General features: G+C 59.3%; 18 protein-coding genes. 4 read left to right on the top strand and 14 right to left on the bottom strand.

Annotation, left to right across the window (positions count from 1 at the left end; translation table 11 throughout):
- Positions 1–74 precede the first annotated feature (74 nt).
- The 3 genes from ARADN35_RS0103260 to ARADN35_RS27780 all read left to right on the top strand — a co-directional run bounded on the left by ARADN35_RS0103260 (position 75) and on the right by ARADN35_RS27780 (position 2,627).
- A complete protein-coding gene (locus tag ARADN35_RS0103260; RefSeq protein ID WP_010458922.1) occupies positions 75–1,253 on the top strand; it encodes an acetyl-CoA C-acetyltransferase in 1,179 nt (392 codons plus the stop codon).
- 329 nt (positions 1,254–1,582) lie between these two features.
- Complete coding sequence (gene phbB / locus ARADN35_RS0103255) at positions 1,583–2,320, top strand: acetoacetyl-CoA reductase (RefSeq protein WP_010458920.1); 738 nt, start codon at positions 1,583–1,585, stop codon at positions 2,318–2,320.
- A gap of 106 nt (positions 2,321–2,426) precedes the next feature.
- Positions 2,427–2,627, top strand: coding sequence for a hypothetical protein (locus tag ARADN35_RS27780; RefSeq protein WP_139019160.1), 201 nt, complete (start codon positions 2,427–2,429; stop codon positions 2,625–2,627).
- A gap of 176 nt (positions 2,628–2,803) precedes the next feature.
- On the opposite strand, the gene ARADN35_RS0103250 is transcribed toward ARADN35_RS27780, so the two are convergent.
- From ARADN35_RS0103250 to dapC, 6 genes are all read right to left on the bottom strand, one after another.
- The gene (locus tag ARADN35_RS0103250) at positions 2,804–4,852 is read right to left on the bottom strand and encodes an ABC-F family ATP-binding cassette domain-containing protein (RefSeq protein ID WP_029413097.1); all 2,049 of its coding nucleotides are present in this window, start codon (positions 4,850–4,852) and stop codon (positions 2,804–2,806) included.
- A gap of 111 nt (positions 4,853–4,963) precedes the next feature.
- Positions 4,964–5,899 carry a 50S ribosomal protein L3 N(5)-glutamine methyltransferase gene (gene prmB, locus ARADN35_RS0103245; protein WP_010458916.1) on the bottom strand — a complete coding sequence of 312 codons (936 nt, stop codon included), beginning with the start codon at positions 5,897–5,899 and terminating at the stop codon, positions 4,964–4,966.
- Positions 5,896–7,089 carry a succinyl-diaminopimelate desuccinylase gene (gene dapE / locus ARADN35_RS0103240; RefSeq protein ID WP_010458914.1) on the bottom strand — a complete coding sequence of 398 codons (1,194 nt, stop codon included), beginning with the start codon at positions 7,087–7,089 and terminating at the stop codon, positions 5,896–5,898. Before dapE ends, prmB begins: the two co-directional genes overlap by 4 nt.
- A gap of 50 nt (positions 7,090–7,139) precedes the next feature.
- Positions 7,140–8,303, bottom strand: coding sequence for a PilT/PilU family type 4a pilus ATPase (locus ARADN35_RS0103235; RefSeq protein WP_010458912.1), 1,164 nt, complete (start codon positions 8,301–8,303; stop codon positions 7,140–7,142).
- 68 nt (positions 8,304–8,371) lie between these two features.
- A complete protein-coding gene (gene dapD / locus ARADN35_RS0103230) occupies positions 8,372–9,205 on the bottom strand; it encodes a 2,3,4,5-tetrahydropyridine-2,6-dicarboxylate N-succinyltransferase (RefSeq protein WP_010458910.1) in 834 nt (277 codons plus the stop codon).
- A gap of 31 nt (positions 9,206–9,236) precedes the next feature.
- Positions 9,237–10,442: a succinyldiaminopimelate transaminase gene (gene dapC, locus ARADN35_RS0103225; RefSeq protein ID WP_010458908.1), complete on the bottom strand. Its 1,206-nt coding sequence runs from the start codon at positions 10,440–10,442 to the stop codon at positions 9,237–9,239.
- A gap of 178 nt (positions 10,443–10,620) precedes the next feature.
- Here dapC and ARADN35_RS0103220 point away from each other — a divergent pair, with 178 nt between their 5' ends.
- Entirely contained in the window at positions 10,621–12,111 is a 1,491-nt protein-coding gene (locus ARADN35_RS0103220) for a methyl-accepting chemotaxis protein (protein WP_029413095.1), read from the top strand.
- Positions 12,112–12,138: 27 nt separating this feature from the next.
- Here the strand turns inward: ARADN35_RS0103220 and ARADN35_RS0103215 are convergent, their stop codons facing one another.
- The 8 genes from ARADN35_RS0103215 to ARADN35_RS0103180 form a co-directional block, all read right to left on the bottom strand.
- Complete coding sequence (locus ARADN35_RS0103215) at positions 12,139–14,688, bottom strand: phytanoyl-CoA dioxygenase family protein (protein WP_081474559.1); 2,550 nt, start codon at positions 14,686–14,688, stop codon at positions 12,139–12,141.
- Between the two features lie 26 nt (positions 14,689–14,714).
- Entirely contained in the window at positions 14,715–15,473 is a 759-nt protein-coding gene (locus ARADN35_RS25770; protein WP_208856809.1) for a glycosyltransferase, read from the bottom strand.
- The gene (gene fcl / locus ARADN35_RS0103205) at positions 15,466–16,458 is read right to left on the bottom strand and encodes a GDP-L-fucose synthase (protein WP_010458900.1); all 993 of its coding nucleotides are present in this window, start codon (positions 16,456–16,458) and stop codon (positions 15,466–15,468) included. Before fcl ends, ARADN35_RS25770 begins: the two co-directional genes overlap by 8 nt.
- 171 nt (positions 16,459–16,629) lie before the next feature.
- Complete coding sequence (locus ARADN35_RS25765) at positions 16,630–17,520, bottom strand: glycosyltransferase family 2 protein (protein ID WP_244265839.1); 891 nt, start codon at positions 17,518–17,520, stop codon at positions 16,630–16,632.
- A gap of 210 nt (positions 17,521–17,730) precedes the next feature.
- Positions 17,731–19,044, bottom strand: coding sequence for an ABC transporter ATP-binding protein (locus tag ARADN35_RS28170; protein WP_035198019.1), 1,314 nt, complete (start codon positions 19,042–19,044; stop codon positions 17,731–17,733).
- Between the two features lie 3 nt (positions 19,045–19,047).
- Positions 19,048–19,845, bottom strand: a complete 798-nt coding sequence (locus tag ARADN35_RS0103190) for an ABC transporter permease (RefSeq protein ID WP_029413086.1) — start codon at positions 19,843–19,845, stop codon at positions 19,048–19,050.
- A 327-nt stretch (positions 19,846–20,172) separates the two neighbouring features.
- Entirely contained in the window at positions 20,173–20,850 is a 678-nt protein-coding gene (locus ARADN35_RS0103185) for an RnfABCDGE type electron transport complex subunit B (protein WP_244265838.1), read from the bottom strand.
- 38 nt (positions 20,851–20,888) lie between these two features.
- Complete coding sequence (locus tag ARADN35_RS0103180; protein WP_010458890.1) at positions 20,889–22,520, bottom strand: polyhydroxyalkanoate depolymerase; 1,632 nt, start codon at positions 22,518–22,520, stop codon at positions 20,889–20,891.
- Positions 22,521–22,706 lie beyond the last annotated feature (186 nt).

The raw sequence follows: 22,706 nt of genomic DNA, 5'->3' as shown, positions 1-22,706 counted from the left end.
TACGCAAAAGTCCTGACTTTCAGCACTGCGAGAATTACCAAGCAACCAACAACCTCCAACCACAAGGACATTCCATGGAAGACATCGTCATCGTTTCGGCCGCCCGCACCGCTGTGGGCAAGTTTGGTGGTGCGCTGGCCAAGACGCCTGCGACCGAACTGGGCGCCATCGTGATCCGCGAAGCCATCGCGCGCGCGGGCCTCTCGTCCGACCAGATTGGTGAGGTCATCATGGGCCAGGTGCTGGCGGCTGGCGTGGGCCAGAACCCTGCACGCCAGGCCTCGATGAAGGCCGGTGTGGCCAAGGAAACCCCGGCGCTCACGATCAACGCAGTGTGCGGCTCCGGCCTCAAGGCCGTGATGCTCGCCGCCCAGGCTGTGGCCTGGGGCGACAGCGAGATTGTGGTGGCCGGTGGCCAGGAAAGCATGAGCCTGGCACCGCACGTGCTGCCAGGCTCGCGTGACGGCCAGCGCATGGGCGACTGGAAGCTGATCGACACCATGATCGTGGACGGCCTGTGGGACGTGTACAACCAGTACCACATGGGCATCACGGCTGAAAACGTGGCCAAGGCCCATGGCATCACGCGCGAAATGCAGGACGCCCTGGCATTGGGCAGCCAGCAAAAGGCCGCCGCCGCGCAAGACGCCGGTAAGTTCGTGGATGAAATCGTGGGTGTGAGCCTGGCGCAGAAGAAGGGCGACCCCATCCTGTTCAACGCGGATGAATACCTGAACCGCAAGACCAACGCTGAAGCGCTGGCAGGCCTGCGTCCCGCGTTTGACAAGGCGGGCAGCGTGACTGCTGGCAACGCATCGGGCCTGAACGATGGCGCAGCCGCCGTGGTGGTGATGAGCGCGAAGAAGGCTGCCGCCCTGGGCCTCAAGCCTCTGGCCCGCATCGCAGCCTTTGGCACCAGCGGCCTGGACCCCGCCACCATGGGCATGGGCCCCGTGCCCGCATCGCGCAAGGCCTTGCAACGCGCGGGCTGGAACGCTGCCGATGTGGATCTTTTCGAACTGAATGAAGCCTTTGCTGCGCAAGCCTGCGCCGTGAACAAGGAGCTGGCGATTGATCCGGCCAAGGTCAATGTGAATGGTGGTGCCATCGCCATCGGTCACCCCATCGGCGCCTCGGGTTGCCGTATCTTGGTGACGCTGTTGCACGAAATGCAGCGCCGCGATGCCAAGAAGGGTCTGGCGGCGCTGTGTATTGGTGGCGGCATGGGTGTGTCACTGGCCTTGGAGCGTTAACACGCGCCTTTTCGCACCTGTGGTTTAGCTGTTTCTCGGGTGCAAGGCCAAAATCAAAGCCGCGTTGCGACGCGGCTTTTTTGTTCCTGCTGGCGGCAGCCCCAACTTCAGGGGAGAACGTTGTCGCAAGATGTTTCTCTTTTCTTTCCGATGAACTGCAGGCTGCAGCCTGCACCAAAACCGTGATTGGAAAAGGGGCCTGGTACGTCAGGTGTGCGGTGCATGGCGATATGCCAAAAAGAAAAGGGCTTCAGTGTTTTCCTTCACGGCAGTGGTGAATTTCTTCGGTAGAGTGGCTGCTGAGCAAATCACCAACAAGGAGAAATCACATGAGCCAGAAAGTTGCATACGTCACCGGCGGCATGGGCGGCATCGGGACTGCCATTTGCCAGCGCCTGCACAAGGAGGGCTTCAAGGTCATCGCAGGTTGTGGCCCTACCCGTGACCATGCCAAATGGCTGGCGGAGCAAAAAGCCCTGGGCTACACCTTCTATGCGTCGGTGGGCAATGTGGGCGATTGGGACTCCACGGTGGAGGCTTTCGGCAAGACCAAGGCCGAGCACGGCACCATCGACGTGCTGGTGAACAATGCTGGCATCACCCGTGATCGCATGTTCCTCAAGATGTCGCGCGAAGACTGGGATGCAGTGATTGAAACCAACCTCAACAGCATGTTCAACGTCACCAAGCAGGTCGTGGCCGACATGGTGGAAAAGGGCTGGGGCCGCATCGTCAACATCAGCTCGGTGAATGGCGAAAAGGGCCAGGCGGGCCAGACCAACTACTCGGCAGCCAAGGCCGGTATGCATGGCTTCTCGATGGCCCTGGCACAAGAACTGGCCACGAAGGGTGTGACGGTCAATACGGTGAGCCCTGGCTACATCGGCACTGACATGGTCAAGGCGATCCGTCCTGACGTGCTCGAAAAGATCGTGGCCACTGTTCCTGTCAAGCGCCTGGGTGAACCCAGCGAAATCGCTTCGATCATTGCGTGGCTGGCTTCGGAAGAAGGTGGCTACGCGACCGGTGCCGATTTCTCGGTCAACGGCGGTCTGCACATGGGTTGATGCCCTGAGGCTTCAGAAAAACAAAAACCCCGCATTGCGGGGTTTTTTGTTGAAAGGAGCAAGAGGGAAGGGGCTGCCGGGTATCTTGCTTCGATGGGCCTATGAAATGGGCCATTCGGTGGAAACACATACCGTGCCTTGGTACGTTTTGTGCTTCACTTTGGTGGCGGGCATTGGGTTGGCCTACGAATTTCGAGAATTGGCTGCCACGCCTTCAGAAGCGGGCTGGAGCGCGCTTGCGATCGCGTTCGTCTTCGGGCCAAGCGGACAAGATTGCGGTGGTATTCATGCTGAAAAACTCCTGTGATGTACCAACAACGCGGTCAATCCACAGTCCGTTGACAGCGCTTCGCAAAAAAATGCAACCGCAAGTGCCCGCACATTGAGAATGTAGTTTGCTATCAAAAAAGAAGCATAAAATTGTTTCTGCATAAGCGAAAGGGCCACAAAATGTGGCCCTTTCAATTACATCGAATTACATTTTTATCCCGCAACCGACGCCGAAATTTCTTCCAGTGCAGAAGAAATTTCCAGCCACCGCTCCTCCAGTTGGGCCGTCTCGTCATTTCCCGCCTTGAGGGCGCGGCCACATTCTGCGATCTCGGCAGGGGCAAGGGCTTGGGTGAGCTTGTGCTCCAAAGCGGTGCGCTCAGCCGCCAAGGCAATCAGGCGCTTGTCGATGTGTTCCAGCTCTTTTTTGAGGGGCCGGGTTACTTCCGCCTGCTGTTGGCGCGCCTGGGCATCGAGCTTGCGCTGCTCTCGTCCATCCCGCGACGGTAATGCGGCCGGAGCTGGCGCAGGCACCGGTGCGGCGACAGGGGCTGGATTGGCAGTAGGTGACGGTGCAGCGGCCAATGGAGGCGCAGAACTCGCCACCGAGGTCTGTGCCTGCTCGGCCAGGCGTGCCTCTTCGCGCAGGCGCTTGGACTCTTCGAGCAGGTAGCGCTGGTAGTCGTCCAGATCGCCATCGAAGGGGCCTACAACACCTCGTCCCACCATCCAGAAGTCCTCGCAGACCGAGCGCAGCAGCGAGCGGTCGTGGCTGACCAGCATGACGGTGCCGTCGAAGTCGTTGAGCGCCATGGCCAACGCCTCGCGGGTGGCCAGATCCAAGTGGTTGGTAGGCTCGTCGAGCAGCAGCAGGTTGGGGCGCTGCCAGACGATCATGGCCAACACCAGGCGGGCCTTTTCGCCACCGCTCATGGTGCCCACGGCCTGCTTGACCATGTCGCCCGTGAAATTGAACGTGCCCAGATAGCTGCGCAGGTCCTGTTCGCGGCTCGGCTGTTTGAGGTCGGGGCCTAGCTCCTTGGCGAGGCGGATCATGTGCTCCAGCGGATTTTCTGCAGGACGCAGCACGTCGAGTTCCTGCTGCGCAAAGTAGCCGATGTTCAGTCCCTTGCCCTCGGTCACGCTGCCGCCCAGGGCTTTCATGGTGCGGGCGATGGTTTTGACCAGGGTGGACTTGCCCTGGCCGTTGGCCCCCAGGATGCCGATGCGCTGGCCGGCCAGCACCGAGCGGTTGACGCCCGTGAGGATGGTGGTGGGCGTGCCTTCGTCGTCCACATAGCCGAACGATGCATCGCTGATGGCCAGCATCGGGTTGGGCAGGTTGGCGGGTTCCTTGAATTCGAACGTGAAGTCGGCCTCGGCCAGCACCGGTCCAATCTTCTCCATGCGTTCGAGCTGCTTGACGCGGCTTTGCGCCTGCTTGGCCTTGCTGGCCTTGGCCTTGAAGCGGTCGATGAACTTCTGCAGGTGGGCCATCTTCTCCTGCTGCTTGGAGAAGCTGGCCTGTTGCAGTTCAAGTTGCTGCGCGCGCAATTCTTCGAATTTGCTGTAGTTGCCGCCGTAGCGGTTCAATTCGCCTTGCTGGATCTGCAGGGTGACGTTGGTGATGGCATCGAGAAATTCGCGGTCATGGCTGATCACGATCATGGTGCCTGCGTAACGCTTGAGCCAGGCTTCGAGCCAGACCAGGGCATCTAAGTCCAAGTGATTGGTGGGTTCATCCAGCAGCAGCAGGTCGCTGGGGCACATCAGCGCGCGTGCCAGCTGCAGGCGCATGCGCCAGCCGCCAGAGAAGCTGTTGACCGGCTGGTCCAGCTCGCTGACCCGAAAGCCCAGGCCCAGGATCAGCGCCTGTGCGCGTGCGACTGCATCGTGCGCGCCGGCATCGTGCAGGTCTGAATAGGCGTGGGCAATGGCCATGCCGTCATCGCTGGCCTCGGCTTCTACCAGTTGGCGTTGCACCTCGGCCAGGCGCGTGTCTCCCTCCAGCACAAACTCGGTGGCTGGCTGGTCGGTTTCGGGCATGTTCTGCGCAACCTCGGCCATGCGCCAGCTGGTGGGGATGTAGAAATCCCCCCCGTCTTCGTGCAGCTTGCCGCTGAGCAAGGCGAACAGGCTGGACTTGCCCGCGCCATTGCGGCCCACAAGTCCAACGTTTTCGCCAGGGTTGATGGTGGCGGAAACGCTGTCGAGCACGACTTTGGCGCCGCGTCGCAAGGTAACGTTCTTAAGGGTGATCATCCGGAGCTCAGAAAAAAGCGCACCCGCGCTGGGCGGGTGGCATGAAAAAGCAGGGGGCCAGGGCCGTTGCAAACGGTGCAACCGATGCAAAAGGCGGTGGCGCGCAACCCTCTATTGTGCCGTGAGCCGGGATTGGGCGGTCAAAGCCTGCCGGGTCACCAGTAAAACCTGGTCTTCGCCAGCGCTGGTATCGAGCCAGAAAACAGGCAGTTGGGGGAACGCGGCTTCGAAGTAGGCGCGCTCGTTGCCGATCTCCAGAATGATCACCGCATCTTCGCTCATGCAGGCCGGAGCCGCAGCGAACAGCTGGCGCACGAAGTCCATGCCATCGTTGCCACCGGCCAGGGCCAGCTCGGGTTCTGCGCGGTATTCGGCGGGCAACGCTGCCATGCTGGCCGCGTTCACGTAGGGCGGATTGCACAGGATCAGATCCCAGGGCCCCGGCAGTGCAGTGAGACCATCGGAGAGTTGCAGCTGGATGCGGTCTTGCAGGCTGTGTCTGTCCACATTGATGCGTGCCACGGCCAGCGCATCGGCTGAAATGTCAGCGCCCGTCACCTGAACCTCCGGCCAGGCCATGGCCGCCAGCACGGCCAGGCTGCCGTTGCCGGTGCAAAGGTCCAACACCCGGTGGGTGTGGTCGCTCAGGTACTCGTCCGCACCACCATCGACCAGCAACTCTGCGATGAAGCTGCGCGGGACAATGGCGCGCTCATCGACGTAAAAGGGCACGCCTTGCAGCCAGGCCTCCTGCGTGAGGTAGGCGGCGGGTTTGCGGGTGCGGATACGCTCTTCAAAAAGTATAGCTACTCGCGCTTGATCGGCGGGCGCTACGGGCTGATTTTTGATGGAATCAGGGGCGTCCGACAGGTCACTGTCCAGCGGCAGGCCCAGGCGCCACAAGACGAGCCAGGCGGCTTCATCGTGCGCGTTGGTTGTGCCGTGGCCGAAGGAGACGCCTGCTGCCACCAGGCATTGCGCACCGGATTCCACCAGGGCACCCACGGTATTGCCCGCCGGAATGAGGGGTTGCTGCTGCACGCTCATGCCGACACCTTGCCCAATGCAAGGGCCTGGGCCTGCAGGTTCTCTAGCGTGCGGCGGTAGATGTTCTTGAGCGGTTCGATGTCGGCCACGACGATGTGCTCATCAATCTTGTGGATGCTGGCGTTGGGGGGGCCGAGCTCAATCACCTGGGGGCACACCTGGGCGATGAAGCGGCCGTCGCTGGTTCCGCCGGTGGTAGAGAGTTCGGTGGTCAGACCGGTCTCTGCCGTGATGGCCTGCTGCACGGCAGTGACCAGCTCGCCCGGGGTGGTCAGGAAGGGTTGCCCGCCCAGCGTCCAGCGCAGGTCGTATTCGAGACTATGGCGGTCCAGCAATGCGTGTACACGCTGCTGCAGGCCTTCCGCCGTGGATTCGGTGGAGAAGCGGAAGTTGAAGTCCACCACCACATCGCCTGGAATCACATTGGTGGCGCCGGTACCGCCATGTATGTTGCTGATCTGCCAACTGGTGGGCGGGAAAAACGCGTTGCCTTGGTCCCACACGGTAGCCGCCAACTCCGCCAAGGCGGGCAGGGCCTGGTGGATGGGGTTGCGCGCCAGTTGCGGGTAGGCGATGTGCCCCTGGATGCCGCGCACGGTGAGCTTGCCGCTGAGCGTGCCGCGCCGTCCGTTCTTGATCATGTCGCCGGTTTTTTCGACAGAGGTGGGTTCCCCCACGATGCAGTAGTCGAGCTTTTCGCCGCGTGCCTTGAGCTGCTCGATCACGACCTTGGTGCCATCCACCGAGGGTCCTTCCTCGTCACTGGTCAGAAGGAAGGCCAGCTCGATCTGCGGATCGGGCGTGGCCGCCAAAAACTCCTCCACGGCCACGACGAAGGCAGCGATGGAGGTTTTCATGTCGCTGGCGCCCCGGCCATAGAGCTTGCCGTCTTTGTGGGTGGGGATGAACGGGTCGCTGCTCCATTGGGTCAGGGGGCCCGTGGGGACCACATCGGTGTGTCCTGCAAATACTATGTTTTTGATAGCTATTTGCGCTTTTCCATCAAGCGCTACGGGCCTTTTTGCCCATAAATTGCTGACCCGGAAGTCTGCCGGGCCACTGTCCAGCCGTTCACACACAAAACCCAGTGGCACCAGTCGCGCCGCCAGCAGGTCGAGGCAACCCGCATCCTCCGGGGTGATGGAGGGCAGGGAGATGAGCTGTTCGGCGAGGTGCAGGGTGCGGGACATCAGAGGCGTCGAAAAAAGGGGGAGGGAGGTGCCGAAGGCGACTCAGGGAGTCACGCTGCGGGCTTGACATCCAGCACGATCTCGGTGAACGAAGGTGCATCGTCGGGTGTGTCCCGCGCTTCCTTCTGGGCCTTGGCAGCGTTGGCGGCCAGGGAGAAGTCGTTTTGCAGGCGCCACATCAGGTTGGTGGGCGAATCGGCATACGACATACCTTCCTTGCGGTCGATCTTGGCATCCATGATGAGTCGGGCCAGCGCTTCCTCAAAGGTCTGCGAGCCTTCCGCCATGGATTTTTCCATGGCTTCCTTCACGCCGGAGAAATCGCCTTTTTCGATCAGGTCGGAAACGAGCTTGGTGTTGAGCATGACCTCCACCGCAGGTGCGCGGCTCCCGTCGATGGTGCGCACCAGCCGCTGGGAGATGATGGCCTTCATGGCGGATGCCAGGTCACCCAACATGGTGGGGCGGACTTCGACGGGATAGAACGACAAGATCCGGTTGAGCGCGTGGTAGCTGTTGTTGCCGTGCAGCGTGGCCAGGCACAGGTGACCCGACTGGGCGTAGGCAATGGCGGCCGACATGGTTTCGCGGTCGCGGATTTCGCCGATCAGGATCACGTCGGGCGCCTGGCGCAGCGCGTTCTTCAGCGCTGTTTGCAGCGACTGCGTGTCGCTGCCAATTTCGCGCTGGTTGACGATGGACTTCTTGTTCCTGAACTGGTATTCGACCGGGTCTTCAATGGTGAGGATGTGGCCCGTGAGCGCTTCGTTGCGGGTATCGATCATCGACGCCAGCGACGTGCTCTTGCCCGAGCCCGTGGCGCCGACCATCAGGATCAGGCCACGTTTTTCGAGGATCAGTTCGCGCAGCACGGGCGGCAGGCCCAGGGAGTCGAATTCGGGAATCTGCTGCGAGATGAAACGGATCACCACCGCATAGCTGCCACGTTGGCGCATGGCGCTCACACGGAAGCGGCCCACACCACTGAGCGGAACCCCCATGTTGAGTTCGCCTGTTTCTTCCAGCTCCTCAATGCGGTCCGGGGGAACCACCTCGGAGAGCAGGTTGCGCGGCGCGTCGGGCGGCAGGATCTGGTTGTTGATCGGCACGCACTCGCCGTTGATCTTGATCAGCGCCGGGGCATTGGCCGACAGGTAGACGTCTGATGCCTTTTTTTCGCTCATCAGGCGAAGAATCCGCTCCATCGTGCTCATGGTGTTTCCCTCTTGTTGTCGGTATCTGTCGGCGGGCAGGCGGGAGGGCCTGCCCCCAGGGTACGCTGTCAGTCGCGCAGCAGGTCGTTGATGCTGGTCTTGGAGCGGGTCTGCGCGTCCACCTGCTTGACAATGATGGCAGCGTACATGCTGTACGGCGTGCCGTTGGCGGCGGTCTTGGGCAGGTTTCCGCTGACCACCACCGAACCCGATGGCACGCGGCCATAGCTGATTTCGCCTGTGGCGCGGTTGAAGATGGGGGTGCTCTGGCCCAGGTATACGCCCATGCCCAGCACCGAGTTTTCTTCGACGACCACGCCTTCGACCACTTCGGAGCGGGCCCCGATGAAGCAGTTGTCTTCAATGATGGTGGGGCCGGCCTGCAGGGGCTCCAGCACGCCGCCAATGCCCACACCACCCGAGAGGTGCACGTTGGAGCCGATCTGTGCGCACGAGCCCACAGTGGCCCAGGTATCAACCATGGTGCCTTCGCCCACATAGGCGCCGATGTTCACGTAAGACGGCATCAGGATAGCGCCTTTGGCGATGAAGCTGCCGCGGCGGGCCACGGCGGGTGGCACCACACGCACGCCAGTGGCCTTCATTTCTTCTTCGGTCAGGTGGGCGAACTTGGTCTGCACCTTGTCGTAGAAGCCCAGGTCACCGGCCTTGACCACTTCGTTGTCCTTGAGGCGGAACGACAGCAGCACGGCCTTCTTGATCCACTGGTGCACTGTCCATTGGCCCACGCCCTCGCGCGTGGCCACGCGCAGGGTGCCGTTGTTCAGCTCGGCGATCACATGCTCGACAGCGTCCTGGATCTCCTTGGGGGCGGCGGCGGGCGAGAGGCTGGCACGGTTGTCCCAGGCGTTGTCGATAAGGGTTTGCAGTTGTTGGGTCATGTTGTTGTCAGTCAGTCTCTAGGTCTGTCGGTCAGGCAGTACGGGATTGGATGAATTGCACGATGCGCAGCGCGGCTTCCGCGCATTCTTCGGTTTCTGCCACGAGGGCCATGCGAATGCGTTGGGCACCGGGGTTGCTGCCCTGGGCCTCGCGGGCCAGGTAGCTGCCAGGGAGCACCGTGACATTGTATTGAGCCAGAAGGGCTCGCGCGAACTCGGCGTCATCCATGCCCAGCGCGTCGGGAACCTTGGCCCACAGGTAGAAGCCGGCATCCGGAAGGGCGACTTCCATCACGCCCGCCAGCAGGGGGGTGACCTGGGCGAACTTCTTGCGGTAGCGCATGCGGTTTTCCACCACATGCTGCTCATCACCCCACGCGGCAATGCTGGCTGCCTGCACGATGGGGCTCATTGCGCTGCCGTGGTACGTGCGATACAGCAGAAAGGACTTGATCAACGCAGCGTCGCCTGCCACAAAACCGCTGCGCATGCCGGGAACGTTGCTGCGTTTGGAGAGGCTGGTGAAGGAGATCAGGTTTTTGTAGTCGCTGCGGCCGAGCTGGTCTGCAGCCTGCAGGCCCCCCAGCGGTGGTTCATCGCGGAAGTAGATTTCGCTGTAGCACTCGTCCGAAGCGATGACAAAGCCATGGAGGTCGCTCAGTTCAAACAGCTTCTTCCACTCACTCAGCGGCATGACGGCGCCGGTAGGGTTGCCGGGCGAACATACGAAGAGCAACTGGGTCCGCTGCCACACCGTCTCCGGCACTGCGTCCCAGTCCACGGCGAAGTTGCGTTCCGGATCGCTGGCCGCGTAGTAGGGTTCGGCGCCCGCCAGCAGGGCTGCGCCTTCATAGATCTGGTAGAACGGATTGGGGCAGACCACCAGTGGTCGGCCCCGCGAAGGGTCGATGACGGTCTGGGCAAAGGAGAAAAGCGCTTCGCGTGAACCATTCACGGGCAGCACCTGGGTGGCTGGGTCCAGCGCAATGGCATACCGCAGATCCAGCCAGCGGGTGAAGGCCTCGCGCAACCCCAGTTCACCTGCCGTGGCGGGGTAGCTCGCCAGTCCACTGAGGTTGTTACTGAGTGCATCCTTGATGAACTGCGGTGTAGGATGGCGTGGCTCGCCCATGCCCAGACTGATGGGGCTGAAGGCGGCCGGGGGCGTGACCCCCGCAAAGAGCTGTCGCAGCCGCTCGAAAGGGTAGGGCTGGAGATGGGAAAGCAGGGGATTCATGGGGCGCCATTATGGGCGATGGTCCCCCGATCAGTCCGGCGCTGGAGCGGGTGTGGCCTGCATGGGTTGGCCGACAGGAACCCCCGCAGCGGCGATACACCTTTTGGTCTGTCAATCCGCCGTAAGTGCATGCACCTAGGATTCGTGCCATTTGGCAAGAACGATAAGAGGAGACACGATGTCAGGATTCCTACCGCTGCGTCCGGGGCTCTGGTGGATGCGCAGGTGGCATTTGCCTGGCAAGCTGCTCTCGCTGAGCCTCCTGGTAGGGGCTGCGCTGGCCATTGCTGCGTTTGGGGCGCCCTGGTGGTTGCTTGCGCTGGGTGGGTTCGTCGTGGCGTATGCGCTGTTGGTGCTTTACATCAGCCTTTCGACAGACCTCGCAGGCTTGGCACAAACCATTGAGTTGACCCAGGTCGGAGATCTGCGTGCGCAGCCCCGCCGAGACTACGGACAAGACGAGGTGGGCGATATGGCGCAGTCGCTTGAGCGCATGGTGATCACCCTTTCGTCGATGGTGGCCGATATCCGCAGCAATGCAGCGCTGGTCGCCCATGCTGGGCAGAGCCTGGCCGAGGGCAACCGCTCGCTGGCCGACCGCACCGAGCAACAGGCCGCCAACCTGGAGCAGACCGCAGCCAGTGTGGAGCAACTGTCATCTGCGGTGCAGAACAACGCCCAGACCGCCCACAGTGCGGATGCACGGGCCGCGCAGGTGCGGGACGCGGCCGACGTGGGCGCCCAGGCCATGGCGCGCGCTGTGCAGTCGGTCGAAGCCATTCAGCAAGGCGCGCGCCGCATGACCGAAATCATCGGCGTGATCGACAGCATTGCGTTTCAGACCAATATCCTTGCCTTGAACGCTGCAGTCGAGGCTGCGCGCGCAGGAGAGCAGGGCCGTGGTTTTGCCGTGGTGGCGGCAGAGGTGCGCACGCTGGCCAAACGATCCAGTGACGCAGCGCACGAAATCCGCGAGTTGATTGGTGCCTCAGTCAGCCAGGTCGAAACCAGTGCCGGCCTGATCCGGTCAGCCGGGGAGGGCATCTCCGACATGGCCGGGGGCATTCGCAGCGTTGCGGCCAGCATGAGCGAGATCTCCGGATCGAGCGCCGAGCAAAGCACGGGGCTGCGCGAGGTAAGTGCTGCGGTGCAGCAACTGGACCAGATCACCCAGCACAACGCCCAGATGGTGGGCCATGCCGTGCAACAGGCCGAGGCCCTCGAAAACCGCGCATCCACCTTGTCGCGTGCGGTCTCCGCATTCCGTTTGCAGCAGGGCACAGCCGAGGAGGCCGTGGTGTTGGTGGGCAAGGCCGTGGCATTGCACAAGAGCAGCTCGCGGGATCAGTTCCTGCGCAGCGTTACTGACAAGAACCAGCCGTACCACGACCGGGATATGTACGTGTTTGTGCTCGACACGGCAGGTACCTACCTTGCCTTTGGGGGCAACACCGCCAAGGTGGGGACGCGTGTGCAGGACATCCCCGGCATTGCGGGCGACCGGCTCGTGAGTGACATTGTTTCCCAGGCGGACCGTGAGCCGGGATGGGTGGAATACGACATCACCAATCCCTCCACAGGCGTGGTGCAGACGAAGATGTCTTATGTCAGCCGCGCAGGCGATCTGTATGTGGGATGCGGGGTGTACAAGGCACTTGCGGCACGCTGAGTTGCCGGGTCTTTGGCACGGACAAATTCACCCAAGCAGCCTGCGATACCAGGCTGCAGGTGGCGGCACAGGGTTTGTTGCGCTGGGCGCCTCAGGAGCCACTTTGGGTGTATCAATGGGCATGAGCGCTATTCGGTGAATTCCCAATCCAAGAGAGCGCTTGTCCGTGCTCTCCGGATTCAGATCGCAGGGTCGTACCAGGGATGAACCCAGGAGTGCCACCCGCACCCGGTCGGTACGGCTTCGCAAGATGGCGTCGGGAACGTGTGCCTCCAGGACGAGCGTATCACCCACCTGTTCGTGCCTGAGGGCAATCGCTTGCCCATTCACCATCAACTGAAGCTCGCTGACGGCCGCCATCGTCAGCATGTGAATGACCTCTAGCCGCAGCCAATGATCGCCGCCAGCCGTGGGGCGGAAGTCAATCCACGCCTCGGGCTCCAGACCTGTCCAAGCGAAGTGGCGTTGCCCCTCGGCCTCGCGCACATGCCAGCCCCTTCCAGGGATGGGGCGGTCAAAGAGGTAGTCTTGCCCTGGTGGCAATGAATCGAGCCAATGGGAATCGGGTTCGTCCAAGGGCGCTTGAAGGTACCGGTTGAAGCCCATGCGGTCTTCGCCCCGCAACATGACGCAGGGAAAAGGTTCGCTGACCTTTGCGATGGGGACCGTGACTCTGACAGCCAATCCAAGCCTGTGTTCCGTAGTCCGGTTGGGGTTGGAGTGATGCAGCAGCCGTTCGTTGAAGAGAAAAAACTGACCGGGTTCCAGCACCATGGCCAACTTGCTGGTCTCGTCCACGTAGGCCGGGTCTGAAGCGATGCCTCCGAACCGAAGGCTTTTGGCAGGATCGATATCGACGGCCGGAGGGATGATCTGCCGGTGTGAACCCGGGATGATTTCCACACACCCATTTTCCAGCGTTGCCGGCGTAATCGCCAGCCAGGCTGAAATGTTCAGGATGGGTTCCATGTTCCAGTTGTAGTGATCCTGGTGCCATGGGTATTCCTCTTGCTGTTCTGGCCGGGCAGGAGGCTTGTTGAACAGGTTGGAATTCCACAGAACGAGATCCGGCCCATAGAGAGAAGCCATGCGCTCCACAATGGCCGGAGCCGAGCACATTGCATAGACCGCCTCGCTGTCGAGATGCCGCACGCGCAGGCCAAACGGGCAATAGGGCGTAGGTGTCGGCAACACCCGCTCAGACACCGTTTTGCGGAATTGTTCCATTTCGTGGGGCGTGAATGCCGTGAACGGCCCCACATAGCCCTGTGTCCGGAATTGCTCAATTTCTTCGGGAGACAAAGAGAAAGAGACTTCAGCAGTGTCTTTGTTCATGGGTGCTTGCGTAGAAATGTCAGTCAATTGCGGCGTCGCGCTGTCTTGCTGGTTGGCAGGAACGCGCTCCATCAGCTCGGCCAATCGCGCGTAGGCGGCCCGCCCCACACTGACCTGCTGCCGCGCCGCTTCCAGCAATCGCGGCCGTTCGGACACGGCTGCACCCCACACATCCTGTATGGCGGTGGCCAGGTGCGCAGCAGTGTTCTCCCGATCCAGAAATACGATGCGGCAGGCGGCGCCAAACTGGGCTTGAAGCCCTTGCATTTTCGACCGGTAGTGCGGAGACGCCACCAGCGCGATCACCGAAACGCCTTGCGATAGCGCGAACACCGCTGCGTGGTAACTGCCGGTAATGACCATTCGGCATGCACCGATCTCCCGCACCACGTCCTGCGGCGTCGAGACGAGGCTGGGGACGTATTGGATACCTGCAATGCCCTGGAGGAGAGAGGCAATGGCGTCAGGGTCTGAAGGCCCGGAAAGCGAAATGGGCACACCGGTAATGGGCACACCCAGGCGTGCAATGGCAAGGCCCAACCCTTCGCGCAGACGCAAAAGGGTACTGGCATCAACACCAGCGTAGTCCGCTTGGCGGACATTGATACCCAGAGATTCGCCCAACATGGAAGGGCGCAAGTCAAACGCCAGTTCAATCGCCTCGTCTGCGGCCACGATCAAGCGTTGTTCTGGAACACCGTGGGATCTCGCCACCATCGGACTTTGCTGGGATTCTCGGCACACGACCAGACTCAGAAGAGGAAATACGCCCACCATCTTCTGAGAAAGGCTGCGAACGCTGAGAGGTTCAAATCCACAGCTCAGAATAATTGCCGGCTTGCCAAGCTGGATACCCGCTTCCAGCGTATGCAAAATGGCTTCTGCCTGGTTGGAAAAATCATCACTGAAATATCCGCCCCCCGTCGCTATCACCATGTCGCAGTCCATCAAGGCGGACACAATGCGCGCGGTGTCAGAGGATGCTTGGGTTTCCGGGTTCTGTGAATTCGCATCGAGGCTGATCAGTGACAGGGGGGCGCGTTCCTCGGTCAGCTCCAATACCATGACCTCGGGACAATCCTTCTTGAGCAAGGCAGCATTGCGAGTTATCCAATGGATTTGACAATCAGGCCAGAGATACCGCAAGCGCTGAAAAATGACTTGGTAGATTGCCCTGTCTCCCAAATTGTCATTGTTGGAAAAATAGTTTCCAGAATCGACCAGAATTCGATGAGATGCCATTTTATGGTGCCGAAACTAATTTGAAATCAGTGTTTCATCATGGATCGATACCAAACCGAGTATGGTTGGGCGATCCACCACTTTAGGGGCAATCGACCATAATGCCGACGCACTACGCCCATGGCCTCCCGATAATGCTCCTTGCGCCGAGTGCTGGTCTTTGTGGCATCGTGCTCACGGTTGGTTGCGACAAAGGAATCCACAAATTGCAATGGCCCCAATATTTTGTAGAGGCGCCACCAAAGGTCGTAGTCCATGGTCATATGCAATGACTCGTCCACGCCTCCAACGGCATTCCATGCCGTTCGGCGAATCAATGCCCCGGGTTGCGAAACAATACAAAATTGAGCCATCCACCACTCACTAAAAGGTCGGACCAGCACAGGTCGGGTTTTTCCGGTGCTTTCCGCATAGTTCCACACCCGCCCATAGACCATTGGAGCGGCAGGGTTCAATTGCAACGCTTCGACAAGATTTTTCAGAGCACCTGGCAATAACCAATCGTCGCTATTGAGCCAGCACACAAAAGGCGCGTTTCCTTTTGCAATTGCCTCATTGATGGCCGATGATTGCCCCATATCCTTGCAACTTCGCCAACCCGCAAGTTGTGTTTCCCAACGGCGGATGACCTCGATCGATTCGTCGGTGGAACCGCCATCTGCGACATAGACCTCGACCGGGACGTTTTGCGCAAATATGGACTCCAGCGCCGCATTCAGGTAGCGCCCCTGGTTATAGGAGGGCACGGCTACCGTCACCAAAGGCTTATCCACAGGATCATCCATTGGCACGTTGCAGCGTTGAAACGTAGTCCTGATAGACCATGGTCAACCCGTGCTGTAGCCCAACCTGGGCACGCCAGCCCAATCCTTGCAAGCGGCTCACATTCAGGAGCTTTCGCGGCGCGCCATCCGGCTTGGCGGAGTCAAATTCGATCTTCCCTGTGTATCCCACCACTTCGCCGATCAACTGGGCAAGCTCTCGAATGGGCAGGTCTTCGCCAGTCCCTAAATTGATGTGGGACAACCGGGGTTGTGTGCAGGCGTTATAAACCGATTGATCCAGATTCATGACATGGATGCAGGCTGCTGCCATGTCGTCGACATAAAGAAATTCGCGTCGCGGCGCACCGGTTCCCCAGATCACAACACTAGAGGATCGGGCTAATTTTGCCTCGTGAAAACGACGGATAAGTGCCGGTATGACATGGCTGTTTTCTGGATGGTAGTTGTCGCCCGGGCCATAGAGATTGGTGGGCATCACGCTGCGATAATCGGTGCCATATTGCCGGTTGTAGGACTCACACAGCTTGATGCCTGCAATCTTGGCGACGGCGTAGGGTTCGTTGGTCGGCTCCAAAGTACCGGTCAGCAGCGCCTCTTCAGCCATAGGCTGGGACGCAAGCCTGGGATAGATGCAACTGGACCCCAGGAACATCAGGCGTTGAATACCCGCACGCCATGCCTCATGCACGACATTGGCCTCAATCATTAAGTTTTGGTAAATGAATTCTGCGGGATAGGTATTGTTGGCATGTATGCCCCCCACCTTGGCCGCCGCAAGATAGACATGGGCGGGTGCTTCAGCCTGGAAAAAGGAACGCACATCGGCCTGACAGGTCAGATCGAGTTCGGCATGGGTGCGTGTGATGATCTCGACATTGCCCCGTTGCTTCAGCGCCCGCACGATGGCTGAACCGACCATGCCGGAGTGGCCGGCCACATATACCCTCTCGGACCGGGTCGTTGGGCTTAACTTGATCGCGTTCATAGGCCGGACCCCGATGCTTCTTCTCCAGATTGGAGCAGTCCAGTCATCTTCCAATTTGCTTCACTTCTCATTTCCAATTCCTTGGTCTTGGACTCCGTCCAATTCGCCTATCACTGCGTTGATGTCCTGCAACGACTGGAAAAAACACTGCCATTTTGATGGGCACCCAGATCAGCGCACCCGCTTGAGAGGTTGGCGTATGCGGAACGCCAAATCTCGCAGCATGTGCCTTGACAGATAAGGAAGCACCGCACTTCGTATCTCCTTATAGTCAGGAACTCTGCCGAGAATTTTCTCGCGTATCCGATTCATTTCCTGCTGGCCGATATCGTTGATATTGGCAGAGGTTTTTTGGTGCTCATGAACCCGAAAGGCCCCCAGAAAAAGGGGTATGTGAGCAAACTTCGCTCCAGCGTCTCGAAAGCGTATCAGCAAGTCCCAATCCATCGCGAACCTGAATGATTCGTCGATTTGGCCTCCAGCCTTGTCCCAGATATGTCGCCGCCAGAAAAGTGTCTCCTGCGGAATATAGTCTGCCCATGACAACACGACACTGTCATGCCCAGGCATGATCCAACGGCCAATCTCCATCCCATTCCGGTCGATGAGCAATCGGTCACCATAAACCACATCTACCTCTGGATGGCGCACGAAGTAATCCGCGACCGTATTCAATGCGCCCGGCAAAAGCAGGTCGTCAGAATTAAGCCAGGCCATGATCTCACCCTCAGTCCGGGCAAACCCTCTGTTGATCGCTTGCGACTGCCCTGTGTCTTTTTCTGATACCCATCCAGATATTTTTCCTTCGAATTTTTCCAGGATGGAAACGGTTTCATCTGGAGATCCGCCATCTTGAATGAAGTATTCCAAATTTGAATATTTCTGATCAAGAACACTGGTTATTGTTTTTTCAATAAAAGTGCCTTGCTTGAATGAGGGTGTAATCAATGAAATTTTTGGTGCAGCTGGAAGTTGCTTTGCATTTTGGCACAATTTCAAATGCATCATTGGCCGCGGTGGATACTGGTTGAGATTGCCCAGTCTCGGCATGAAGGGGGTCATGATATATCGAACAATGGGGTTTGAAGACCCAAATGCTGACGAGGCGATATGCAGAATTGCGCGACAAACCCCAAGCACACGATAGTAGATTTTAATTATTATCATTATTTTTGCAGATTTCAGTTTTATGCTTGGAAAATTGACGGTTTGCTAAAATTATTTGAATTTCCATCAAGCGCGATGAGGGCTTCTATCTATTGGTGAATGTCGCTATGGATAAAATTCCTGCTCTCCGCGGCTTGCTATGAATTCGCCGCTTGCCGGAAGTCCAAACATGCCCAAAAATGGGGCTGATTCCGTCTCATAGCTCCAGTCAATTCGAAATGGCCCAAACCAGCCGGTGGTATCAAGTTCTCGACCTTTGTTGATCTCGGTGGGTTGATGAATTCCGATTTTCAAGGAATAAAGTCCCGCCTCGATATTCAATGTCACCTTGAACACAAAGACCGCGTTGCGCCCGTCTTCTGTGTCGCAGTTTTCTATGCCAAGACGGCGCGCATTGGTTACAAAGATGACTTGATCAAACCTATTTTTAATGGCCAATGCAACTGTCGTTCCCACATCGCCTACAAGGCTTTGATAATATACTTTGATGTATATATCAGAACCCATTTGAGTGCGTTCAGTTTTATTATTATTCTGATCCTGGATGCTCACTGCAATCAGGCGGCCCGGATGGTTTTGAGGTCTAGACCACAGCGCATCGCTGAAAATTGCAGCGAATCGAACATCAGAAGACTCCGGGACGTAAGAGAGGAGTGCGGGTATTTCTACTGTATTGGCGGGCTGGGATGGTGCATCCTCGTTGAAATAATGCCGTATTGCAGACCCACTGTCCCCAGTGAATTCAGCCGAGCCGTGGCGTAAATAAATGGCTCTCTTGCAGAGATCGCGCACCGTGCCCATGTCGTGCGACACAAAAAGCAGGGTCAAGCCGTCCTCCCGCATCTTGCGAAGGTGTCCAAAGCACTTTTGCTGGAAAAAATAGTCTCCCACACTCAATGCCTCGTCTACGATCAATATGTCGGGTGTCAGTGCCACCTGCACCGCAAAGGCCAAGCGTACGAGCATGCCACTGGAGTAGGTTTTGACTTGCCGATCCAGCACATCGCCAATGTCTGCAAACGCAGCAATATCGTCGAATCGGTGCTCTACCTCTTCCCGCGTCAAACCCATCAGCAGGCCATTCAGGAGGACGTTCTCCCGTCCTGTGTACTCTGGGTTGAAACCGCTACCCAGTTCCAGCAATGCCGCCACGCGGCCATTCACCTGCACTTCGCCGGTCGTCGGCGTCAGGGTCTGGGTCACTATTTCCAGTAATGTGCTTTTTCCGCTGCCGTTGCGACCGATCACGCCCAGCGATTCTCCTCGAGCGACTTCAATGTTAATGTCCTTCAGGGCCCATACTTCCTGCATTCCTCGGGTGTGCCTGGGGGACAGTGCGTGCAAGAATCGTGAGCGCTGATCGTCGAATATCCGATAGCATTTACTGACGTTTTTGACGGAAATGACAATATCCGACATTGCTCAAACCATATCCGCAAATGTGGTGCGCAGGCGCCTGAAGAGTGTCAGCGATGCCCATGAGAAAACACTGGCGAGACCGATATAGACGGCAAGTCCCAAGAAGGAGGGCATGCCTCCCGCCAGAAGTACGAGGCGAAACTGCTCCACAATGAAAGTCAGGGGATTCAGCATCAGCAAATTCTTGATCACGTCAGGGGCGGAATCCATGCTGTAGAAAATGGGGGTCAAGAAGAGAAGGCTGTGGCTGAGCATGCCTGTGAGTTGACCGATGTCTTTCACCGCGACACCAATGGCCGAGAGAAGCCATGCAAGTCCGAGCAGTACGGGGGCAAAGCACAGCAGGACGAGCGGAAAAAGAAATACTGTGGGCCGGGGCATCCCCACGAAGATCACATACCCCGCCAGCAAAATTCCCGTGCCCACTAACGCCTGCAGGTAGGCAGCGGCCACCGTGACGATGGGCAAAAGCTCCAGTGGAAAAACCACTTTTTTCACAAAATTGGGGTTGCCGGTGATCAAGAGCGGCGATTTGCTCAGGACCTCAGAAAATGCGTTGAACACGATCAGGCCAGCGAACAGCATCAACGCATAGTCCACCGCACTGCCCGAGTTGTTCCAGCGGGACTGGAGGATTACCCCAAATGCGATGGTATAGATGCCTAGCAGAAAGAGGGGGTGGGCCAGTGACCAGAAGACTCCACCCAAAGAACCCCGATATTTGCTGGAAAATTCGCGTTTGACCAATTCAAAGACCAAACTGCGGTGGCGCCACAATGTGAAGGGAAGGCTAGATTGCATTGATTGCACATCCCTTGTGAAACTCTCGGTGCGGCAGTATTTTTTTCTTCGGCACGGGCGGTCATCCACACTGGGCTATTGCGCGATGGGCATTGTTGAGAAGATCCATGCAGGATTGTCTTCTGGGAGGGCACTTATTGAAGCATTGCACATTAACTTGCCCGGAGGTCCGCATGTAGGGCACATGGGCTGAATGTGAAAATTTGCACCAATGTGCTCGATTTTGAGGTGTTTGTCTTCTCTGAACTTGCACCTGAGGGCTTGGCCTCAGAGTCCCCTGGTCTCTGAGGGGCGTGGGCGGGGAGTCAAACCTCGAAGAAGCCACGCCTAGCGCGGTGCTTGGGATCGGCGCTGACGGGCCCGCTCCAGAGCCGCCGCAATGGTGGCCTGGCGGGTGGCATGAGCGGCTGTGGGATCGGCGGGGCCCATGGGTACGGAGCCGTCACCAGTGGAGGCTGGCGCATCGATGGCTGTTTGAGAGGTTTCATCATCTCCGTCCGCGGCGGCCTCCAGCGGCAGGCGTCCACGGTGCGCTTGGTAGCGCAATTGGGACTGCAGCGCCAATGGGGCGGACCATGCGGCCCAGCCGGTGGCGTTGCCGCTGACGTTCTCAAGCTCAATGCAATCCACGGGGCACACCGGGATGCACAGTTCACAGCCGGTGCAATACGGCTCGATGACGGTGTGCATCTTCTTGTGGGAACCCACGATGGCATCGGTCGGGCAGGCCTTGATGCACAGCGTGCAGCCAATACACCATGCTTCGTCGATGTAGGCCACGGCGCGCGGTGCTTCCAGGCCGTGCTCAGCGCTCAGCGGCAGCGGCGCCTGCCCCGTGATGGCGGCAAGGCGGGCAATGCCCTCGGCGCCTCCTGGAGGGCACTGGTTAATGGGCACGCCGTCCTTGGCAATGGCCCGGGCGTACGCGGAGCAGTCCGGGTAGCCGCAGCGCGTGCACTGCGTTTGGGGCAAGGCTGCGTCAATCCGCGCCGCAAGCGTCGACACGGCGGCGGATGGCGTAGAAACCGGCGGCTGGGGCTCGGTCAAGCCTTGCGCGCCGCACTGCGGCGGGTGCGGGAAGCGGCTGCTGCTGTCACCGTGGTGGCCTTCGCAGGCGTGGCCGCGACCACCTCGGCGGGCGCGGCAGCCCCGGTGGTGGGCTTTTTACCGGTGGTGGCTGGTGTCGGAGTCACCCAGCGGGTGGCCACAGCCGCGGTCGCCTTGGTTGGGGGCTTGGCGGCCACTTTGGCGACCGTTTTAGCTTCCGGTTTAACGGCTGCTGCTTTGGCCACGGGTTTTGCGACGGGCTTGGCCACAGCCTTGGGGGCGGGGGCTGTGGCTTTTGGGACTGCGCGCAGAGGCGGATTGTCGTCCGGGGTGTCCATCACAGGTGCTGCCGCCTTCGTCTGTGGCTTTTCGTGCTGCAGGATGAAGGAGCGTACCTGGGGGTAGACCACTTCGCGCCAGCGCCGGCCGCTGAAGATGCCGTAGTGGCCCGCGCCCTTGGCCTCCAGGTGGCGCTGCTCCTTGCGCACGATGCCGCTGCACAAGTCATGCGCGGCTTCAGTCTGGCCCGAGCCGGAGATATCGTCGAGTTCGCCTTCCACCGTGAACAGTGCGGTGGTGGTGATGTCCTGTGGGCGCACGCGCTCGATCTTGCCGTCGGGGGAGCGCACATCCCAGGTGCCGTGGACCAGCTTGTACTCCTGGAACACGGTCTCGATGGTTTCCAGGTAGTAGTCCGCGTCCATGTCGAGCACGGCGTTGTATTCGTCGTAGAACTTGCGGTGGGCCTCGACGCTGGCATCGTCGCCCTTGATCAGGTCCTTGAAGTAGTCGTAGTGGCTGCTGGCGTGGCGGTCAGGGTTCATGGCCACAAAGCCGGTGTACTGCAGGAAACCGGGGTACACGCGCCGCCCCGCGCCCGGAAAGTTCTCGGGCACGCGGTAGATCACATTGTTCTCGAACCACTCGAAGCTGCGATTCGTGGCCAGGTTGTTCACCGACGTGGGTGATTTGCGGGCGTCGATGGGGCCGCCCATCATGGTCATGGTCAGCGGTGTGGTTTCGCCCCGGCTCGCCATCAGGGACACGGCTGCCAATACGGGCACCGTAGGCTGGCACACGCTGATGACGTGGCAGTTGCCGTAGATGCCTTGCAGGTGGCGGATGAACTCTTGCACATAGTTCACGTAGTCGTCCAGGTGGAACTCGCCATCGGCCAGGGGCACCAGCCGTGCGTTCTTCCAGTCGGTGATGTAGACCTTGTGGTCCTTGAGCATGGTGCGCACGGTGTCGCGCAGCAAGGTGGCATAGTGGCCCGACAAGGGGGCCACGATCAGTACCACGGGCTGTTCCTTGAGCTTGGTCAGGGTGGCGGTGTCGTCCGAGAACCGCTTGAAGCGGCGCAGTTCGCAAAACGGCTTGTCAACCTCGATGCGTTCATGCACAGCCACACCGACACCGTCCACATCCACCGAATGGATCTCGAAGGCTGGCTTTTCGTAGTCCTTGCCCAGGCGGTACAGCAGTTCGTAGCCCGCAGACATGCGCTGCGCCAGGGGGCTTTCGCTGAAGGGCGACATCGGGTTGCTGAACAGCTTGGCAGCAGCCTGTGCGAAATCGGTAAATGGCTCCATCAGGGAGCGCTGGGTTTCGTAAATGTGATACAGCATGGGCGAAACTCCGTTATGTTGCAGTGCAATATAGCAGCACTTGGTAACAAGCGCATGGAGGAAAACCACCAGTCCCTAGTCACCTATGCGACAAATTGGTGTAGTCGGCAGGTGCCTTGCTCCACAAAAGGGGGAAATAGAATTGCTATAAAATAAATAGCAATAAATTCAATGTAGATAAGCGAA

The organism is Acidovorax radicis N35, from assembly GCF_000204195.1.
GTDB lineage: Bacteria > Pseudomonadota > Gammaproteobacteria > Burkholderiales > Burkholderiaceae_C > Acidovorax > Acidovorax radicis.
The sequence above is the reverse complement of the archived record's forward strand: the minus strand, read 5'-3'. Positions and strand labels throughout refer to the sequence as shown.

What these genes read in the sequence shown, in the direction of transcription:
- ARADN35_RS0103260 (WP_010458922.1), top strand. Translation starts at nt 75, where the DNA reads ATGGAAGACATCGTCATCGTTTCGGCCGCCCGCACCGCTGTGGGCAAG.
- phbB (WP_010458920.1), top strand. Translation starts at nt 1,583, where the DNA reads ATGAGCCAGAAAGTTGCATACGTCACCGGCGGCATGGGCGGCATCGGG.
- ARADN35_RS27780 (WP_139019160.1), top strand. Translation starts at nt 2,427, where the DNA reads ATGGGCCATTCGGTGGAAACACATACCGTGCCTTGGTACGTTTTGTGC.
- ARADN35_RS0103250 (WP_029413097.1), bottom strand. Translation starts at nt 4,852, where the DNA reads ATGATCACCCTTAAGAACGTTACCTTGCGACGCGGCGCCAAAGTCGTG.
- prmB (WP_010458916.1), bottom strand. Translation starts at nt 5,899, where the DNA reads ATGAGCGTGCAGCAGCAACCCCTCATTCCGGCGGGCAATACCGTGGGT.
- dapE (WP_010458914.1), bottom strand. Translation starts at nt 7,089, where the DNA reads ATGTCCCGCACCCTGCACCTCGCCGAACAGCTCATCTCCCTGCCCTCC.
- ARADN35_RS0103235 (WP_010458912.1), bottom strand. Translation starts at nt 8,303, where the DNA reads ATGAGCACGATGGAGCGGATTCTTCGCCTGATGAGCGAAAAAAAGGCA.
- dapD (WP_010458910.1), bottom strand. Translation starts at nt 9,205, where the DNA reads ATGACCCAACAACTGCAAACCCTTATCGACAACGCCTGGGACAACCGT.
- dapC (WP_010458908.1), bottom strand. Translation starts at nt 10,442, where the DNA reads ATGAATCCCCTGCTTTCCCATCTCCAGCCCTACCCTTTCGAGCGGCTG.
- ARADN35_RS0103220 (WP_029413095.1), top strand. Translation starts at nt 10,621, where the DNA reads ATGTCAGGATTCCTACCGCTGCGTCCGGGGCTCTGGTGGATGCGCAGG.
- ARADN35_RS0103215 (WP_081474559.1), bottom strand. Translation starts at nt 14,688, where the DNA reads ATGGCATCTCATCGAATTCTGGTCGATTCTGGAAACTATTTTTCCAAC.
- ARADN35_RS25770 (WP_208856809.1), bottom strand. Translation starts at nt 15,473, where the DNA reads ATGGATGATCCTGTGGATAAGCCTTTGGTGACGGTAGCCGTGCCCTCC.
- fcl (WP_010458900.1), bottom strand. Translation starts at nt 16,458, where the DNA reads ATGAACGCGATCAAGTTAAGCCCAACGACCCGGTCCGAGAGGGTATAT.
- ARADN35_RS25765 (WP_244265839.1), bottom strand. Translation starts at nt 17,520, where the DNA reads ATGACCCCCTTCATGCCGAGACTGGGCAATCTCAACCAGTATCCACCG.
- ARADN35_RS28170 (WP_035198019.1), bottom strand. Translation starts at nt 19,044, where the DNA reads ATGTCGGATATTGTCATTTCCGTCAAAAACGTCAGTAAATGCTATCGG.
- ARADN35_RS0103190 (WP_029413086.1), bottom strand. Translation starts at nt 19,845, where the DNA reads ATGCAATCTAGCCTTCCCTTCACATTGTGGCGCCACCGCAGTTTGGTC.
- ARADN35_RS0103180 (WP_010458890.1), bottom strand. Translation starts at nt 22,520, where the DNA reads ATGCTGTATCACATTTACGAAACCCAGCGCTCCCTGATGGAGCCATTT.